Raw genomic sequence first — 16,090 nt, forward strand, 5'->3', positions numbered from 1 at the left:
ACGCCGAAGCAACAAAAAAGGGAGCTGCAAGCTCCCTTTTTTCATGGGTGATCGGTCCTGGCTTACTGAGCGCTGGCCTGCTGCACGCTGGCGGCGGCATCCAGTTGAACCCGCTGCATTTGCGCCACGGCTTCAAAGCGCTGGCGAAGCTCTGCCGGCACGGGGATCGATTCGCTCTGACGGGCGATCTCCAGCGGGTCCACGTGCACGCCGTTGTCGCGGAATTCCAGGTGCAGATGCGGGCCGGTGGATGCGCCCGTCGACCCCACGGCGCCAATGTGCTCGCCCTGGTTTACGCGTTGCCCATCGCGCACGGCGATGCGGCTCAGGTGGGCGTAGACGGTCATCTGGTTGTTGCGGTGGCGGATGTAGATGACGTTGCCGTAACCACGCTGCACGCCCGCAAATTCCACCACGCCGTCACCAATGGTGCGCACCGGCGTGCCAGTGGGGGCGGCGTAGTCCACGCCCATGTGGGCCTTGCGCTCGCCCGAGATGGGGTGGAAGCGCATGCCGTAGCCGCTGCTCACGCGTGAGAATTCCAGGGGGGAAGACAGGTAGTAGCGCCGTGCGCTCTGGCCATTGAAATCGTAGTAGCCGCCCTTGTGGCCAGCGTCCTCGAACCACACAGCTTCGTGCTCGCGGCCGTTGTTGACGAACTCCGCGCTCAGCACACGGCCGGTGCGCAGGCTCTCGCCATCGGCCTCCAGGCTTTCGTAGACCACGCTGAAACGGTCGCCCTGGCGCAGGTCGCGGCGGAAATCGATGTTGCTGGCGAACATTTCGGCCAGCTGGATGGCGACGGGGTCGGGGATGCCGGCCTCGTCGGTGGCGGCGAACAGCGAGCTGCGAATCACGCCGCTGGCCAGCCGGGGGGATGCCGTGAGCGGGGCCTGTTCCAGCCGCGAAGCGAAGCCCGTGGGCGTTTGCTCGACGACCAGGCGCGTAAAGGAGCCTTCGTCCGAAGCCGCCAGCCAGCGCGCCGACAGGCGCAACAGCGACTGGCGATCGGACGTTTCGACCGTGACCAGGCGGCCGGCGCGCCCATTGATGAGCTGTCGCGCGATCGGATCGTTGCGCAGGAAAGCCTGGGCCTGTCCGTCGTTCACACCCAGGCGCTGCAGAAGGCTCTGGGCGGTGTCGTCGCGGCGGGTGGTTTCGCTGCGGAACAGCACCAGCGCGGGCGCGGTTTCGGCGCTGAATCCGTGGCTTTGAATCAGGGAGTTGGTATCCAGCGCTTCGATCACCTGGCGAACAGGCAGATCGGACGCATCCGGGGCGAGTGGCGCGATGCCGAAGGCGGTGACGCCAGTGCCCAGCAGGATGACACCGACGCCGCCCATGATGCGGCGGGGATGCCTTGCGAGGCTCTGGGTGGTGGCATCAAGAAGCTGTGCCAGCGTATGAAGTAGCGGACGGATCAAAATCGGGGTTCCCGGCAAGGGCTTGCCCACGATCTGTGGGGCAATGGCACACAAAAAAGAGCGGTCGAGTCGGAACAAGTTCACTCGATCGCTCGGTGGGTGACGAGGCGCCCTTGCCATCGTGCAAAAAGCGCGCCAACTAAAATCTGTCACCCTGGCCGCGCAGTATAGCCATCGCAGCCCCCTCCGCATTCGAGAAAACGCGTATGAACCCCAGCTTGAACGAACCCAAAAGTATTCCGAACGAAGTGCCCCAAGGCAGTGCGCTGACGGACGGTGTGAGGGAAGCGCTGAGCGTCACGCTTCGCGGGTGCGAAGAATTGATACCTCAGGCCGATTGGGTCAAAAAATTGTCACAGGCGGAAACCACAGGCCAGTCGTTGCGCATCAAATTGGGGCTGGACCCCACCGCGCCCGACATCCACATTGGCCACACGGTGGTGCTGAACAAGATGCGCCAGCTGCAGGACCTGGGCCACCAGGTGATCTTTCTGATCGGCGATTTCACCAGCCTGATCGGCGACCCCTCGGGCCGCAACAACACGCGCCCCCCCTTGACGAGCGAACAGATCAAGGTCAACGCGGAAACCTATTACAAACAGGCCAGCCTGGTGCTGGACCCGGCACGCACGGAGATTCGCTACAACAGCGAATGGAGTCTGCCGCTGGGATCGATGGGCATGATCCAGCTCGCGGCCAAGTACACGGTGGCCCGGATGATGGAACGCAACGATTTCCACGACCGCTTCAAGGCGGGCACGCCGATCAGCGTGCACGAATTCCTGTACCCGCTGATGCAGGGCTACGACTCGGTGGCGCTCAAGAGCGATCTGGAGCTGGGCGGGACCGACCAGAAGTTCAACCTGCTCATGGGCCGCCACTTGCAGGCCGAATACGGCCAGGAGCCGCAGTGCATCCTGACCATGCCGCTGCTGGAAGGCCTGGACGGCGTGGACAAGATGTCCAAGAGCAAGAACAACTACATCGGCATCACGGAAGATGCGAACTCGATGTTTGCCAAGGTGCTGAGCATTTCGGATACGTTGATGTGGCGCTGGTACACGCTGCTGTCGTTCAAGTCGATGGCGCACATCGAGTCGCTGAAGAAGGCGATTGCGGAGGGCGCGAATCCGAAGGACGCGAAGGTGGCGCTGGCCAAGGAGATCACGGCGCGTTTCCACAGCGCGGCGGCGGCGGATGCGGCCGAGCAGGACTTCATCAACCGTTCCAGGGGCGGAGTGCCGGACCAGATTCCCGACGTCTCTTTGTCGGGTGCGCCGCTGGGCATTGCTTCGCTGCTCAAGTCGGCGGGCCTGGCGCCTTCCTCAAGTGAGGCCAACCGCCTTGTCGATGGGGGCGGCGTGCGGGTGGACGGCGCGGTGGTCAGTGACAAGGGTTTGAAACTGCCGGCCGGTACATATGTGATGCAGGTGGGGAAACGGAAGTTTGCTCGGGTTTCCCTGAGTTGAAGCCAGCGAAGTGGCTCACCTCCCGGCCTTCTCCAGCATGACCACCATGGCTGAGTAGCCTCGAGACTTTGCAAGCGCCAGCGGCGTCTGCCCCTGACGGTCCGTCAGCGCCAGGCTGGCACCCGCGTCGATCAAGGCTTTCAAGGTCGCCTGATGCCGCGCACCACCGTCACCCAGCACGATGGACTCGATCACCGCCGTCCAGTGCAGGTTGTTCACGTGGTCCAGCGGCGCGCCCGCTGCAATGAGCTGACGCACCACGCCGTCGTGCCCCAGGTGCGCCGCCGCAATGAGGGCCGTGCCGTCGTAGCGGCTGGTGGTCTGCTTCGCGCTGGCGCCGAGTTGCAGCAGCACGCGCAACGTTTCCTCATCGTCCGCGACCGAGGCGATGGTGACACCGTCGTAGCGGTCGTTCTCCAGCCGGTTGATGTCGGCGCCGGCCTTGGCCAGCGCGCGGATCGCCTCGCGTTGACGCGCGAAGGTAGCCACATGCAGTGGTGTGCGCCCATGGGCGTCGGTGGCGTTGAGTGGTGCACCTGCGGCCGCCAGTCGTGCGATCTTTGCCGTGTCGCCTTTGTAGGCCGCTGCGTGCAGCCCCGTGTAGGTCGCCACTTCGGCCGCGCTGGGGCCGACCTGCGCCTGAGCGCCTGCAACGGTGAAAATCAGCGACAGCGCCAACAACAGGGTCTTCATTTCAGAAGCTCGGCAACTTTGGCAATGCCCGCGTTCGCACATTGCTCGTCCAGATGACCACCGGGCGCGCCGCCCACGCCAACGGCACCGATGACTTCGTTGCCCACCTTGATGGGCACACCGCCACCCAGCACCAGGAAGCCCGGGATGTCCACCAGCGTCGCGGCGCCCGGGTTCTTCTGTACGTTCTCCAGCATGGCGGCGGTGGTGTTGCGTGCTGAAGCCGAGGTGTAGGCCTTGCCCTGTGCGGCTCCCACCGTGTGCGGGCCGGCGTTGTCGGCGCGCTGCAGGGCGCGCAGGGAGCCGGCACGGTCCACCACGGCGGCCGTCACGTTGTAGCCGCTCGCGCTGCACGACGCGACGGTGGCGGCGGCGATCTGGTTGGCCAGGTCGAGCGACATGTTCTTTTCCACGCGCACGGCCTGGGCGCTGGCGGCGGTGGCGATGACGGACAGGGCAAGGAATGAGGTCTGGGCGATGAGTTTCATGGTGTTCTCCGGGTGTTGTGAAGCGGTTCGATCAACCGTGGGAGAACTGTAGAAATTCGCGCGCGCCGGCACCATTCGGACGGCTACGCGCAGCCCTCCGTAGAACTACGCAGTGCCGGCATCATCGGCATCCACCAGCGCGGCGTAGTGCCGGATCAGGTGCGCCAGCGACGCCACCTGCAGCTTGGCGAACAGGTTGGCCCGGTGGGTTTCCACGGTGCGCGGCGACAGGCCCAGCGCACGGCCGATTTCCTTGTTGGTGAGGCCCTCGACGATCAGGCCCAGCACCTCGCGCTCGCGCTCGGAGAGTTGCGCATAGCGCTCACGGGCGGCGCGATCGCCTTCGTTCCTCTGGCGCGAGCGCACATGCTGGCGCACGGCGTTCTGCAGCGCTTCCAGCAAGGCCTCGTCGTTCACCGGCTTTTCCAGAAACTCTGCTGCGCCGGCCTTGAAGGCGCGGCGGCACATCTCCACCGTGCCATGGCCGGTGAGCATGATCACCGGCTGGTCCACGCCCTGCGCCACCAGCGTGTCGAGCACCGTGAGACCGCTGATGCCAGGCATGCGAACGTCCAGCAGGATGGCACCGATGCCCTCGCGGTCGAACTCCTTCAGGAAAGCCTGCGGATCGCTCCAGGGCTGCACGCGCAGACCCACCGTGCCGATCAGCAAGGCCAGGCTTTCCCGCACCGCCTGGTCGTCGTCGATCAGGTGCACCGTGGGCGACAAGGTGTCGGTGCTCACGGGTGGACTCCTTTCAGCGGCAGCCTCAGCCGGAACACCGCCCCGCCCGCGGGCGGGTTGGCGGCGGTGATCGAGCCTCCCATGCCCTGGGCGAGCGATTCGCACAGGCTCAGCCCGAGGCCCAGCCCGTTTTCGCGGGTGGAGAAGAAGGGTTCGAACAGCCGAGGCAAAACGTCGGGCGCAATGCCAGGGCCGCTGTCGGCCACCGCCAGTTCGGCCTGCCCGCCGTGCACGCCCAGCGTCAGCACGAGACGGCGCTTCGTGGCTTCTACCTGCTCCAGCGCCTGCAGCGCATTGAGGATCAGGTTGTGCACGATCTGGTCGAGCGCCACCGGGTCGGCCTGCACCATCAGGTTCTGCGCGCCTTCGTGCACGGGCTCGACGCCACGCCGCTTGCATTCGGGTTCCAGCAGGTACAGCGCGCGGCGCACGGCTTCGACCAGGTCCACCGCCTGCTGCTGGCCGGCGGTGTCGGGGCGCTCCACCGCGCGGCGCAGACGACCCACCACCTCGGCTGCGCGACGGGCTTGTTCGGCGGCCTGGGTCATGGCACCGCGCGCGGTATCGATGGCTGGGGGCTCGTCGTTGAGCAGACGCTGGGCGGCCTGGGTATTGGCCAGAACGGCGGTGAGTGGCTGGTTGAGTTCGTGTGCCATGCCGGCGGCCAGTTCACCCAGCGTGTTCAGCCGTCCCACCTGTCCGAGCCGCAGCAGTTCTTCCGCGCGGCGGCGTTCGCTGCGCTGGCGCTGCAGGTGCCGCAGGGCGGCCAGCAAAAACGCCACCGACAGCATCCAGGCCAGCATGCGCCCCCAGGGCAACTGGCTCCAGCCCACATCGCGCACGGCCACCACGTCGAATGGCTGGCTCTCGGCGGCCACCACCTTGTGGAACTCGAAGCGCCAGCCGCTTCCTCCCGCTTTCGCTGGCGCACCGGGCTGGATGACGTGCTCGCTGCCCGCGTGCACCAGCGACACCCGCACCGGGCTGCTCTCGCGCTGCATCGGCCACTCCGACCACGGCACCATGCCGCGCAGATCGATGGTGAGTGCGTAGCTCGTCGGCGTGGCTGCGAGCACCATGCGGTAGCGCCCGCTGTGCAGGTCGGGCGCGGCCAGTGCGGCGCGGCGGGCCGTTCTCGAGGCGGCCTCGGCCTCGGCGAGCGCTGTGTCGGGCCATGTCTGGTTGGCGTCGCGCCGCTGGACGGCAAGAATCTGAGGGTAGAGCGCGGGCAGGCGTTGCTCGGGCGGCGTGCCGGACGGTCCCGCACCGTCGGGTTGCAGCAGCGCCAGCGTGGCGAGGATGGCGTCGTGCTGCACCACTTGTTGACTCAGCAGGCGGTGCACGATGCGCGCGTCGGTCTCGAACAGCGCGCGTTGATCCGCCAGCGAACTCCGGGCGAGCCATACCGCGCCGCCCAGGGCGATGGCCACCCCGGCGGGCACCCACCACTTGAGCGATTGCCAAGACTGCCGCATGCGGCCGATTCTGGCACGCTGGCCAGCCGTCACAATCCGGTGCATGACACCCGCGCACTCTCGCATGCTGACACCGAGGCGCCTGCTGATGGCGTCCATCGTCGTCGCGGTGGTCACCATCGCGCTCAAGACCCTGGCCTGGGTCATCACCGATTCGGTGGGGCTTCTGTCCGACGCCATGGAGTCGCTGGTGAACCTGGCCAGTGCGGTGTTTGGCCTGGTGATGGTGACGATCGCGGCGCGTCCAGCCGACGAGGACCATCCCTACGGCCACCACAAGGCCGAGTACTTTTCCTCTGGATTCGAAGGCATCCTCATCATCGCTGCGGCCCTCGGCATCATCTGGGCGGCCGGGCACCGCCTGTTCGACCCGCGACCCATCGAGCAAGTCGGCTGGGGCCTGGCGCTGTCGGTGACGAGCTCGGCGCTCAACGGTCTGCTGGCCTGGGTGATGTTCCGGGCTGCGAAAGAGCACCGGTCCATTGCGCTGGAGGCCGATGCAAAACACCTTGTCACCGATGTCTGGACCTCCGCCGGTGTGGTGCTGGGTATTGGCCTGGTGCATTTCAGTGGCTGGCTGTGGCTCGACCCGCTGGTCGCCATGGCCGTGGCGACCAACATTCTCAAGGAAGGTTTTCACCTCATGTGGCGTTCGTCGCAGGGGCTGATGGACGAAGCGGTCGAGCCCGAGGTTCTGGCCACCATCCAGCAGACGCTGGACGGATTTGCATCCACAGCGGGTGAAACAACCATCATCCGTTTCGACCACGTGAGTTCGCGCAAGGCCGGCCAGCGGCGATTCGTTGACCTGCACATGCACATGCCGGCGAACTGGTCGCTGGGCAGGGCCGCGGCCGTGCGCACAAGCGTGGAGCAGGCGCTCATGAGCGCTGTGCCGGGCCTGCGTGCCACCATCCAGCTGCTGCCCAGCGATGTGGAAGCGCACTTCGATGATGAAAGGGACCTGATTTGATTTCGCTGCTTCAACGGGTGAGTGAGGCCCGAGTGGACATCGATGGCCAGACGGTGGGCGCCATCGGTCATGGCCTGCTGGTGCTGGTGTGCGCCGAACCCGACGACACCGAAGCCACCGGCGAGAAGCTGCTCGCCAAGATCCTCAAGCTGCGCATCTTCAGCGACGAGGCCGGCAAGATGAACCGCAGCGTGCAGGACGTGGGCGGCGGCATGCTGATCGTCAGTCAGTTCACTCTGGCGGCCGACACCAGGAGTGGCAACCGGCCGGGTTTCACGGGCGCCGCGCCGCCCGTGCTGGGTGAAGCGCTCTACAACGCGTTCGTGAAGTCGGCCCGGGCGCAGCACCCGGTGGTCCACACGGGCCGTTTCGGTGCCGACATGAAGGTGCACTTGGTCAACGACGGACCCGTCACGATTCCCTTGCGGATGGTGGCGTAAGAGCGCAGGTCCTCGTCCAGAGCACTCACGGAACCGGCTTTGCCGGGCCGTAGAGTGCGCCCCCGGGGGTGACGCCGCAGGCGGCGCGGGGGGATCTAGCGATACGGATCGGGCTGGCCGAGGCCCGCGAGGATCTGGGTCTCGCGCGCTTCCATCTCTTCCGCGTCTTCTTCTCCGGTCTCGTGGTCCCAGCCCTGCGCGTGCAGCGTGCCGTGCACCAGCAGGTGCACGTAGTGCTGGGCCAGCGGCTTCTTCAGTTCGGCCGCTTCGCGCGCCACGACCGGGGCGCACAGCACCAGGTCGGCCATCACCATCGGCTCGGTGGCGTAGTCGAAAGTCAGCACGTTGGTGGCGTAGTCGCGGCCGCGGTAGTCGCGGTTGAGTGCCTGGCCTTCCTCGGCATCGACGATGCGCACCGTGATCTCGGCATCGGCCTCCAGCGCGTGGCGGATGCAGCGCACCACGAGATGGCGTGGCAACGCGGCACGGTGGGTGGCGGCGTCGGCGAGGTCGCCGAACTGCAGGGACAGCGAGAGCGAGGGCAGCGCCATCAGCGTTTGGCCGGCTGGGCGAAACAGTTGGCCAGCAACGTGGCCTCTTGCGCGCCCTGGCCGACGGGCTGGATGCTGAGCTCGCCCTTCATGCCCTGGGTGTACCAGCGCAGGCTGTACCGCTCGTCCAGCGCCACGAAGCGCACGCCGGTGGTGGCGCGGCGGCCTTGCAACATCACGGTGCGGTTCTGGTGGTGCAGCGCGGCGAACGCGTTGCCATTGGCCAGGTTGAGGTAGACCAGTTCGATCTCAGCGCCGCCGTCGCATTTGTACTGCACGGTCTGGCTGCTGAACATCAGGGGCTGTGCCGCCGGTGCGGGTGCGCTGCCCTGGGCGAAGGCGCTGGACGCCAGCGCGCCCACCAAGGCCAGCAGGGCGCGAAAAGGCATGGGGTTTCGCATGGGGTGTGATCTCAGCTGGCGCTGCGTCGGGCGCGTTTGACCGGAGGCGCATCTTCTGCCGCCGGCGTGCGGGCGTCGTAGGCGTCCACGATGCGCGCCACCAGCGGGTGGCGCACCACGTCGGCGCTGGAGAGGCGTGTGATGGCGATGCCCTGCACGCGCTTCAAGACGCGCTCGGCATCGATCAGGCCACTCAGCTGCGTGCGCGGCAGGTCAATCTGGCTCACGTCGCCCGTGACCACCGCCTTGGCGCCGAAGCCGATGCGGGTGAGGAACATCTTCATCTGCTCGACGGTGGTGTTCTGCGCCTCGTCCAGGATCACGAAGGCGTGGTTGAGCGTGCGTCCGCGCATGAAGGCCAGTGGCGCGATCTCGATCTGCTGGCGCTCGAACGCTTTGGCCACCTTGTCGGCTCCCATCAGGTCGTAGAGCGCGTCGTACAGCGGACGCAGATAAGGGTCCACTTTCTGGCCGAGGTCGCCGGGCAGGAAACCGAGCTTCTCGCCCGCTTCCACGGCGGGGCGCGTGAGCACGATGCGCTGCACCGCGCTGCGCTCCAGCGCGTCCACCGCGCAGGCCACGGCCAGATACGTCTTGCCGGTGCCGGCCGGGCCAATGCCGAAGGTGATGTCGTGGGTGGCCATGTTCTCCAGGTAGCGCGCCTGGTTGGGCGTGCGCCCGCGCACCTCGCCACGCCGCGTCTGCATGGCCAGGGCACCGTCGCCGGGCTCGGCCAGCGCGGTGTCGCCGCTCAGCATCAGTTGAACCTGCTCTGCGGGAATCGGTTTCTTCGCCATCTCGTAGAGCGCCTGCAAGGTTTCCAGCGCCTGGGTGGCCTTCGCCTTGGGCCCTTCGATGCGGAACTGCTCGAAGCGGTGCGCCACCTTGACTTGCAGCGCGGCCTCGATGCTGCGGATGTGGCTGTCCATGGGTCCGCACAGGTGCGACATGCGCGTGTTGTCGGGCGGTGAGAAGGTGTGTCTGAGAATCAAGCCGATAATTCCCGTGAAGTTAGGCCCCCAACCCTGGCGAAGCCAGGCCCCCCGAGGGGGTGCAGTTGTTCTTGGGACGGCCCTGCGAACGACTGGAAAGAAAGAACGCCAATGATAGGCAAGTTGACCGGTACGCTGCTGGAAAAGAATCCGCCCCAGATCCTGCTGGACTGCCACGGCGTGGGCTACGAGGTGGACGTGCCGATGAGCACCTTCTACAACCTGCCCGCCACCGGCGAGAAAGTGGCCTTGCTCACGCACTTCGTGGTCCGTGAGGACGCGCAGATTCTCTACGGTTTCGGCACCGCACCGGAGCGCGAGGCCTTTCGCCAGCTCATCAAGATCAGCGGCGTCGGTCCGCGCACCGCGCTCTCAGTGCTCTCCGGCATGAGCGTGGCCGACCTGTCCCAGGCCATCAGCGCGCAGGACAGCGGCCGCATCGTCAAGGTGCCCGGTATCGGCAAGAAGACCGCCGAACGCCTGCTGCTCGAACTCAAGGGCAAGCTGGGTGCCGACCTGAACCTCAGCGGCGGTGGTCTGGTGCAGAGCGATGTGCAGAGCGATATTCAGCAGGCTCTGATGGCGCTCGGCTACAGCGACAAGGACGCCAGCGCAGCGTTCAAGGCCCTGCCCAAGGATGTGGGTGTGAGCGACGGCATCAAGCTCGCGCTGAAAACTCTGGCGAAGTAAATGAGCATCCAGACCGACGATTTCGCCCCCGCGCCGCGCGTGGTGTCTGCCGCGCCGGCCTCACCCAAGGAAGAGGCGATAGAGCGTGCGCTGCGGCCCAAGCTGCTGGACGAGTACGTGGGACAGCTCAAGGTGCGCGAGCAGCTCGAGATCTTCATCGGCGCGGCGAAGAAGCGCAGCGAGGCGCTGGACCACGTGCTGCTGTTCGGCCCTCCGGGCCTGGGCAAGACCACGCTCTCGCACATCATCGCGCAGGAACTCGGCGTGAACCTGCGCCAGACCAGTGGGCCCGTGCTGGAGAAGCCCAAGGACCTGGCGGCGCTGCTGACCAACCTGGAGCCCAACGACGTGCTCTTCATCGACGAGATCCACCGACTCTCGCCGGTGGTGGAAGAAATTCTCTATCCCGCGCTGGAGGACTACCAGATCGACATCATGATCGGCGAAGGCCCGGCGGCGCGCAGCATCAAGCTGGACCTGCAACCCTTCACCCTGGTCGGCGCCACCACCCGCGCCGGCATGCTCACCAACCCGCTGCGCGACCGCTTCGGCATCGTGGCGCGGCTGGAGTTCTACACCTCAGAAGAACTCGCGCGCATCGTCAAACGCAGTGCGGGCTTGCTGAACGCGCCGATGGATGCGGAAGGCGGTTTCGAGATCGCGCGCCGCTCGCGCGGCACGCCCCGCATCGCCAACCGCCTGTTGCGCCGCGTGCGCGACTACGCGGATGTGAAAGGCAGCGGCACGATCACGAAAGACATCGCCAACCGTGCCCTCGCCATGCTCGACGTGGACCCGCAGGGCTTCGACCTGATGGACCGCAAGCTGCTCGAAGCCGTGATCCACCGTTTCGACGGCGGCCCGGTCGGGCTGGACAACATCGCCGCCAGCATCGGCGAAGAGCGCGACACCATCGAAGACGTGATCGAGCCTTACCTGATCCAGCAGGGCTTTCTGCAGCGCACGCCGCGCGGGCGCATTGCCACGCTGGCGGCGTACCGGCATCTGGGCGTGGCACCGCCCACGGCCGACGGGGCCTTGTTCAACGAGTGACCGGCGTGGGGCGCTGGCGCAGCATGCCGGCCACGATCAGGCACTGCGCGGCGTAGTAGGTGCTCAGCACCCACACTTGCGACATCGGCAGAGGCGTGACGAACCGGTTGATGGCCAGCAGGGTGTCGCTGAGCATGAAGCTTCCGGCGCCCACCGCCACCAGCACCGATGGCGCATCTCGCAGCACGGTGGCGCGACCGATGGCCTGGGCTGCCATCAGCGCGATGGCCACCACATAGGCCGCCACCGGTGCGCGCAAGCCCGCAGGCAGGCCTCCTAACCAGAGCACGCTGTACATGGCCAGGCCGACGCCGGTCACCGCAACAAGAGCCCTGCGGCTGGGCAGCCAATTGACGTCCTGGCGGAAGAGGGCGATGTAGGCCAGATGGGCCAGCAGGAAAGCCACGAGGCCCGGGATGAAATAGCCCGGGAGCATGAGGAACGCGTCGCCTGCCAGCGAGGCCGCCAGGGCAGCCAGCAACCAGCGCATGCCGCGCGGACGTGCGTGGAACACGATCGCCATCGCCGCCAGCATGGCCAGGGGCTTGAACACGCGGTGCAGCTCCACCCAGCCCAGCGCCGCGCAGGCCATGGACAAGGCGCCACATTCGATCAGCAGCGCCTCGCCCATCCCGATGCGGCCCTGCATCACCGCGCCGATGGCCCACAGCGCAACCAGCAGAACGGAAAACACCACCGCGTTGCGCGCCATCGGCAAGACATCGGCGAACCACAGGAACCCGGCCACGCCACCGAGCAGCAGCGCGAACTGCACGCCCGCGAAGATCTGCACATCCCGGCCGGTGGAGGGCGCATAGCGCTGCACGCGGGCCACGTCGAAAGCGGGTGATGGGAAACGCGCCGCCACATCGGCGGGTCGCCAGCCCGGCGGCTTGAACCACACGCGGACCTTGTCGACCCAGCTTCGTGTGTGCCAGGCGTCCTTCAGCAGTCCCCAGTACACCTCGCCATTGGCCCACAGCGGATCCCAGCTGTTCAGCGGCTTGCGCGTGCCGTACACGCACTTCTCGTCCTCTTCCTTGAAGCTGCCGAAGAGGCGGTCCCAGACGATGAGGATGCCGCCGTAGTTGCGGTCGACGTAGCGGTCGTTCACGGCGTGGTGCACGCGGTGGTTGGACGGGCTGCAGAACCAGCGGTCGAACCAGCCGAGCTTGCCCACCTGCTCGGTGTGCACCCAGAACTGGTAGAGCAGGTCGATGAGGGCCACCACGCCGAACACCAGGGGCGGTACACCCGCTACCGCCATCGGCAGGTAGAACACCCAGCCCAGCAACGCGCCCGAGCTGGTCTGGCGCAGCGCGGTGGAGAGGTTGTAGTCCTGGCTCTGGTGGTGCACCACGTGCGCGGCCCAGAACACGGCGCTCTCGTGCCCGGCGCGGTGCAGCCAGTAGTAGCAGAAGTCGTAGAACACCAGCGCCACGAGCCAGCCGGCCCAGGTGGTCCAGAACGGGTGATCGGGCCAGATCGCCACCGACGAGTAGACGGCGGTATAGATGCCCACCCGCAGCAAACGCGTGAACACCGCGCTGATCTGGCTGAGCATGCCCAGGCCGATGCTGGAGATGGCGTCGTCGAGGCGGTAGGTGTTGCGCCGGCGCTTGATGCCGATGGCGTACTCCACCGCGATGAGGGCGAAGAAGACCGGGGTGGCCAGCACGATGATCTGGCTGGGGCTCATGTGGGGCTCATGTGGAGCTTGTGGGGCAGGGGCTGGGCATGCGCGCATTGTGGCCAGATTCACCGCTGCCCGAGGCTGGCAACAACCCGCATGCCCCGTGCCAGAATCGGGCATGTCCGCTCCCTCGCAGCCCGCCGCGAACGCCCCTGAGAGTGCCACCACCGCGCTCTACCGTGCCGCTCTCGGCCCGGTGAACACGGCGCACTACCTGAGCCTGTTTGCGCGCTTCGACGAGGCCGGGCGCGCCAGTCCGGCCTGGAACTGGGCCGCCGGCCTGATCACGCTCAACTGGCTGGCGTTTCGTCAGGTGTGGCTGGCCGCGCTGGTCTATGTGGCCTGTGCCGAGGGGCTGGCCCTGCTCATTCTGGGCCTGGCCCGGCGTTTCCTGCACTGGCCACCGGCGGTGGAGTGGGGTGTGCTGGGCGCGCTGCTTGCCCTGTGCATTGCCATCCCCGGGGCTTATGGCAACGCCTGGCTGCACGCCGACACCCGTCGGCGCATGACGCGTGCCGTGCGCGAGGCCCGCACCGTGCGTGAAGCCTGCGAGGCGCTGGAGAAACAGGCCAGCACGCGGCGCAGGCTCTGGGGGCTGGTGGCGCTGAACGCGCTGCTGGTGGGTTCACTGGTCGCGGGCTATGTGGCCTGGTCGTGGGCGCCGGCCGAACCGCCCACCGAGGTGACTGCGCCGGCGTCGGCCCCCGTCGCGCCGCCCGCTCCACCCGAGCCCTTGGTGGAGACGCCTGCGCAAACCACCGTTGAACCCGCCACGGAACCCGCAGCCGCTGCGGCCTCCGAACCCGCCGTGGTTGAAGTGCCGCGGGAAGTGGTGGTCGAGCCACCAGCGTCAGAGCCGGTGGCTCCCGTGCCGCCGCCGATCCTTGCACCGATCCCGAAACCGCCCGCACCCGAGCCGGCCGCTGCGGCCTCGACCAGGGAATACGCCATCAACGTAGGGCTGTTCGCCGATCCCGCCAATGCCGAGAAGGCCCATGCCCGTCTGCTGGAAGAGGGCCTGCCGGCTTTCACCCAGATCGTGGAAATGCCCAAGGGTGCGCGCACCCGCGTGCGCGTAGGCCCCTTTGCCGACCGCCATGCGGTCGAGGCGGCGGCCGAGCGCATCCGCTCGCTGGGGCTGGAGGCCCAGATCTACCAGCCGTGACCGCGTGCGTCCACGGCGATGATGCGCTCCACGTGTCCAGCGGCGAGTCCGCCCCGCACACCCACCATGAAGTCGTGCAGGTTGACCGTGGGATCGCAGTGGCCGGGCACCAGCCAGACCGTTTCGCCCAGTTCGGGCAGTGCGGCGCCCGGACCAGAGGCGCGCAGCAGGCCGTGCTCGTCGCCGCCGTTGGCGTAGGTCAGGCCGCCGGGAAACCACACCGCGGGCAGGCCGCTGTCGATGGCGTGGCTCTTGTGGCCCGCGTCGCACACGGCGTGCAACGCGCCCCGGCTCATCACCTGGCTCTTGACGAACAGGGCGTGCTCGAACACGGGGGCTTGCGGCGCGGGCTCGTTCAATGCGTAGTCCGCGTCCATGAACAGGTAAGAGCCCGCCTGCAACTCGCCCCACACGCGGCTGGAGGCCTCCAGCACGAAAGTGCCCGTGCCCGCACCGGTGATCAGGGGCACGGAGAAGCCGCTGGCTTGCAGCCGCTCGCGCGCCAAGGCTGCCGTCCACGCCGCTTCGCCGATGGCCTGGGCCCGTTCCGCCGGGTTGCGCCGGTGTTGCGCGGCACCGTGGTAGGCCTGCAGACCCGCGAAATGCAGCACCGGGTTGGCCAGGATGCTGTGCGCGAGCACCACGGCCGTCTCCCCGGGCGGCACACCGCAGCGGCCGTGGCCCACGTCGATCTCGATGTACACGTCCATGCGGTGCTCTCCCCGCACGCCCGCATCGGTCAGGGCATCGGCCAGCCGCGCCACGCCCAGCGCGCTGTCCACCACCAGGCCGAAGCGCGTGGGCAGGTCGCGCACCGCCTGCGCCAGCCGTCGGAGTTTTTGCGGCGCAATCACTTCGTTGGTGATGAGGATGTCGTGCGCGCCCGCGTGCGCCAGCGCCAGGGCCTCATCGGTCTTCTGCACGCACACCCCGACCGCACCGTGGGCTACCTGCAACCGCGCGAGTTCGGCGCTCTTGTGCATCTTGGCGTGAGGCCGCAATCGAAGCCCGCGCTCGTGGGCGAACCCAGCCATGCGCGCGAGGTTGTGGTCCATGGCGTCGAGGTCGATCACCAGCGAAGGCGTGTCGACCACGGCCACGCCCTGGCCGATCCACGCGCGCGCGCGCTCCCAGCGCGAGGCTTCGTCAAGTGCTGGATTCATCGAGCGCGTTTCCTGTTTCGACTTGCAGATGCTGGGTATCGCCCCAGCCGACCAGACTCAGGCCTTCGGGTGACCAGAGCAGCCGGTTGATGCCGGTGTTGGGCAGTTCCCAGCTGCGCGGGGCCTGCAGTTCCAGCCGTGTGGCTGCGCGGTAGAGGATGTCCAGCACGCCGCCGTGCGCGACCATCAGCACTTGTTCACCGGGGTGCCGCGCTGCCAGCGACAGCACGGTGGGGATCACGCGCAGCTGCAATTGATGGAGAGATTCGCCACCGGCCGGCGCGAAATCGGGCATGCGCTTGCGCCAGGCCAGCGCTTCGGTGGGCCAGCGCAGCTCCAGGTCGGCCCAGGTGTGGCCCTCGAACTGGCCAAAATGGCGCTCGCGCAGGCCGGTGTGGGTGACGACCGGCAGGCCCTTGAGTCGGGCCACAGCTTCGGCGGTCTCGAAGGCGCGGCCCAGGTCGCTGGCGTAGACCGCGGCAATCGGCTCGTCCTGCAGGGCCAGCGCCAGTCGGCCGGCCTGCCAGCGGCCGCGCTCGTTGAGTGCGATGTCGGTGTGGCCCTGGATGCGTGTGTCGCGATTCCAGGCGGTTTCGCCGTGGCGCACGGCCAGGATGCGGGTGATCTGCAAGAGAGGCTTTCGGGGAATGGTCGGACAGCGGCGACTTTAGCGGGT

Annotated in this window: 17 protein-coding genes; 6 read left to right on the top strand and 11 right to left on the bottom strand. The window is 67.3% G+C overall.

Translation table 11 applies throughout. The annotated features are described in order from the left end of the window. Positions 1 to 62: 62 nt before the first annotated feature. On the bottom strand, positions 63 to 1,343 hold the full coding sequence (locus tag ACTIF6_RS21650; RefSeq protein ID WP_439589891.1) for a peptidoglycan DD-metalloendopeptidase family protein: 1,281 nt from the start codon (positions 1,341 to 1,343) through the stop codon (positions 63 to 65). 287 nt (positions 1,344 to 1,630) lie between these two features. On the opposite strand from ACTIF6_RS21650, the gene tyrS reads away from it, so the two are divergent. Then, positions 1,631 to 2,893 (top strand): tyrosine--tRNA ligase, encoded by a 1,263-nt coding sequence (gene tyrS / locus ACTIF6_RS21655; RefSeq protein WP_439589892.1) that lies wholly within the window; start codon positions 1,631 to 1,633, stop codon positions 2,891 to 2,893. A gap of 15 nt (positions 2,894 to 2,908) precedes the next feature. Here the strand turns inward: tyrS and ACTIF6_RS21660 are convergent, their stop codons facing one another. From ACTIF6_RS21660 to ACTIF6_RS21675, 4 genes are all read right to left on the bottom strand, one after another. After that, positions 2,909 to 3,586 carry an ankyrin repeat domain-containing protein gene (locus ACTIF6_RS21660; RefSeq protein WP_439589893.1) on the bottom strand — a complete coding sequence of 226 codons (678 nt, stop codon included), beginning with the start codon at positions 3,584 to 3,586 and terminating at the stop codon, positions 2,909 to 2,911. Further along, entirely contained in the window at positions 3,583 to 4,074 is a 492-nt protein-coding gene (locus ACTIF6_RS21665) for a GlcG/HbpS family heme-binding protein (protein ID WP_439589894.1), read from the bottom strand. The genes ACTIF6_RS21660 and ACTIF6_RS21665 overlap by 4 nt, the downstream gene beginning before the upstream one ends. Before the next feature lie 105 nt (positions 4,075 to 4,179). Continuing rightward, a complete protein-coding gene (locus ACTIF6_RS21670; protein WP_439589895.1) occupies positions 4,180 to 4,818 on the bottom strand; it encodes a response regulator transcription factor in 639 nt (212 codons plus the stop codon). Further along, positions 4,815 to 6,293 (bottom strand): sensor histidine kinase, encoded by a 1,479-nt coding sequence (locus ACTIF6_RS21675; protein ID WP_439589896.1) that lies wholly within the window; start codon positions 6,291 to 6,293, stop codon positions 4,815 to 4,817. The genes ACTIF6_RS21670 and ACTIF6_RS21675 overlap by 4 nt, the downstream gene beginning before the upstream one ends. Before the next feature lie 43 nt (positions 6,294 to 6,336). Here ACTIF6_RS21675 and ACTIF6_RS21680 point away from each other — a divergent pair, with 43 nt between their 5' ends. After that, complete coding sequence (locus tag ACTIF6_RS21680; RefSeq protein WP_439589897.1) at positions 6,337 to 7,266, top strand: cation diffusion facilitator family transporter; 930 nt, start codon at positions 6,337 to 6,339, stop codon at positions 7,264 to 7,266. Then, a complete protein-coding gene (gene dtd / locus ACTIF6_RS21685; protein WP_439589898.1) occupies positions 7,263 to 7,706 on the top strand; it encodes a D-aminoacyl-tRNA deacylase in 444 nt (147 codons plus the stop codon). The genes ACTIF6_RS21680 and dtd overlap by 4 nt, the downstream gene beginning before the upstream one ends. Positions 7,707 to 7,801: 95 nt before the next feature. Here dtd and ybeY read toward each other — a convergent pair whose 3' ends face one another. The 3 genes from ybeY to ACTIF6_RS21700 are packed head-to-tail and all read right to left on the bottom strand — an operon-like array spanning position 7,802 to position 9,650. After that, entirely contained in the window at positions 7,802 to 8,257 is a 456-nt protein-coding gene (ybeY, locus tag ACTIF6_RS21690; RefSeq protein ID WP_439589899.1) for an rRNA maturation RNase YbeY, read from the bottom strand. Further along, a complete protein-coding gene (locus ACTIF6_RS21695; RefSeq protein ID WP_439589900.1) occupies positions 8,257 to 8,646 on the bottom strand; it encodes an MliC family protein in 390 nt (129 codons plus the stop codon). The genes ybeY and ACTIF6_RS21695 overlap by 1 nt, the downstream gene beginning before the upstream one ends. 23 nt (positions 8,647 to 8,669) lie before the next feature. Next, positions 8,670 to 9,650, bottom strand: a complete 981-nt coding sequence (locus ACTIF6_RS21700) for a PhoH family protein (protein ID WP_439589901.1) — start codon at positions 9,648 to 9,650, stop codon at positions 8,670 to 8,672. 111 nt (positions 9,651 to 9,761) lie between these two features. On the opposite strand from ACTIF6_RS21700, the gene ruvA reads away from it, so the two are divergent. Further along, positions 9,762 to 10,340: a Holliday junction branch migration protein RuvA gene (gene ruvA, locus ACTIF6_RS21705; RefSeq protein ID WP_439589902.1), complete on the top strand. Its 579-nt coding sequence runs from the start codon at positions 9,762 to 9,764 to the stop codon at positions 10,338 to 10,340. Next, the gene (ruvB, locus tag ACTIF6_RS21710; RefSeq protein WP_439589903.1) at positions 10,341 to 11,393 is read left to right on the top strand and encodes a Holliday junction branch migration DNA helicase RuvB; all 1,053 of its coding nucleotides are present in this window, start codon (positions 10,341 to 10,343) and stop codon (positions 11,391 to 11,393) included. Here ruvB and ACTIF6_RS21715 read toward each other — a convergent pair. Further along, positions 11,383 to 13,092 (bottom strand): lysoplasmalogenase family protein, encoded by a 1,710-nt coding sequence (locus tag ACTIF6_RS21715; RefSeq protein WP_439589904.1) that lies wholly within the window; start codon positions 13,090 to 13,092, stop codon positions 11,383 to 11,385. The genes ruvB and ACTIF6_RS21715 overlap by 11 nt on opposite strands. Positions 13,093 to 13,204: 112 nt before the next feature. On the opposite strand from ACTIF6_RS21715, the gene ACTIF6_RS21720 reads away from it, so the two are divergent. After that, the gene (locus tag ACTIF6_RS21720; protein WP_439589905.1) at positions 13,205 to 14,251 is read left to right on the top strand and encodes an SPOR domain-containing protein; all 1,047 of its coding nucleotides are present in this window, start codon (positions 13,205 to 13,207) and stop codon (positions 14,249 to 14,251) included. On the opposite strand, the gene ACTIF6_RS21725 is transcribed toward ACTIF6_RS21720, so the two are convergent. Continuing rightward, positions 14,239 to 15,414 carry a DSD1 family PLP-dependent enzyme gene (locus tag ACTIF6_RS21725; protein WP_439589906.1) on the bottom strand — a complete coding sequence of 392 codons (1,176 nt, stop codon included), beginning with the start codon at positions 15,412 to 15,414 and terminating at the stop codon, positions 14,239 to 14,241. The two genes, ACTIF6_RS21720 and ACTIF6_RS21725, sit on opposite strands and share 13 nt — an antisense overlap. After that, on the bottom strand, positions 15,398 to 16,045 hold the full coding sequence (locus tag ACTIF6_RS21730) for a histidine phosphatase family protein (protein ID WP_439589907.1): 648 nt from the start codon (positions 16,043 to 16,045) through the stop codon (positions 15,398 to 15,400). Before ACTIF6_RS21730 ends, ACTIF6_RS21725 begins: the two co-directional genes overlap by 17 nt. Positions 16,046 to 16,090 lie beyond the last annotated feature (45 nt).

Source organism: Hydrogenophaga sp. (assembly GCF_051860785.1).
Classification (GTDB): Bacteria; Pseudomonadota; Gammaproteobacteria; order Burkholderiales; family Burkholderiaceae_C; genus Hydrogenophaga.

Coding starts and splice junctions, on each gene's coding strand:
- ACTIF6_RS21720 (WP_439589905.1), top strand. CDS start 13,205: ATGTCCGCTCCCTCGCAGCCCGCCGCGAACGCCCCTGAGAGTGCCACC.
- ACTIF6_RS21675 (WP_439589896.1), bottom strand. CDS start 6,293: ATGCGGCAGTCTTGGCAATCGCTCAAGTGGTGGGTGCCCGCCGGGGTG.
- ruvB (WP_439589903.1), top strand. CDS start 10,341: ATGAGCATCCAGACCGACGATTTCGCCCCCGCGCCGCGCGTGGTGTCT.
- ybeY (WP_439589899.1), bottom strand. CDS start 8,257: ATGGCGCTGCCCTCGCTCTCGCTGTCCCTGCAGTTCGGCGACCTCGCC.
- ACTIF6_RS21725 (WP_439589906.1), bottom strand. CDS start 15,414: ATGAATCCAGCACTTGACGAAGCCTCGCGCTGGGAGCGCGCGCGCGCG.
- ACTIF6_RS21680 (WP_439589897.1), top strand. CDS start 6,337: ATGACACCCGCGCACTCTCGCATGCTGACACCGAGGCGCCTGCTGATG.
- ruvA (WP_439589902.1), top strand. CDS start 9,762: ATGATAGGCAAGTTGACCGGTACGCTGCTGGAAAAGAATCCGCCCCAG.
- ACTIF6_RS21665 (WP_439589894.1), bottom strand. CDS start 4,074: ATGAAACTCATCGCCCAGACCTCATTCCTTGCCCTGTCCGTCATCGCC.
- ACTIF6_RS21650 (WP_439589891.1), bottom strand. CDS start 1,343: ATGGGCGGCGTCGGTGTCATCCTGCTGGGCACTGGCGTCACCGCCTTC.
- ACTIF6_RS21715 (WP_439589904.1), bottom strand. CDS start 13,092: ATGAGCCCCAGCCAGATCATCGTGCTGGCCACCCCGGTCTTCTTCGCC.
- ACTIF6_RS21660 (WP_439589893.1), bottom strand. CDS start 3,586: ATGAAGACCCTGTTGTTGGCGCTGTCGCTGATTTTCACCGTTGCAGGC.
- tyrS (WP_439589892.1), top strand. CDS start 1,631: ATGAACCCCAGCTTGAACGAACCCAAAAGTATTCCGAACGAAGTGCCC.
- ACTIF6_RS21695 (WP_439589900.1), bottom strand. CDS start 8,646: ATGCCTTTTCGCGCCCTGCTGGCCTTGGTGGGCGCGCTGGCGTCCAGC.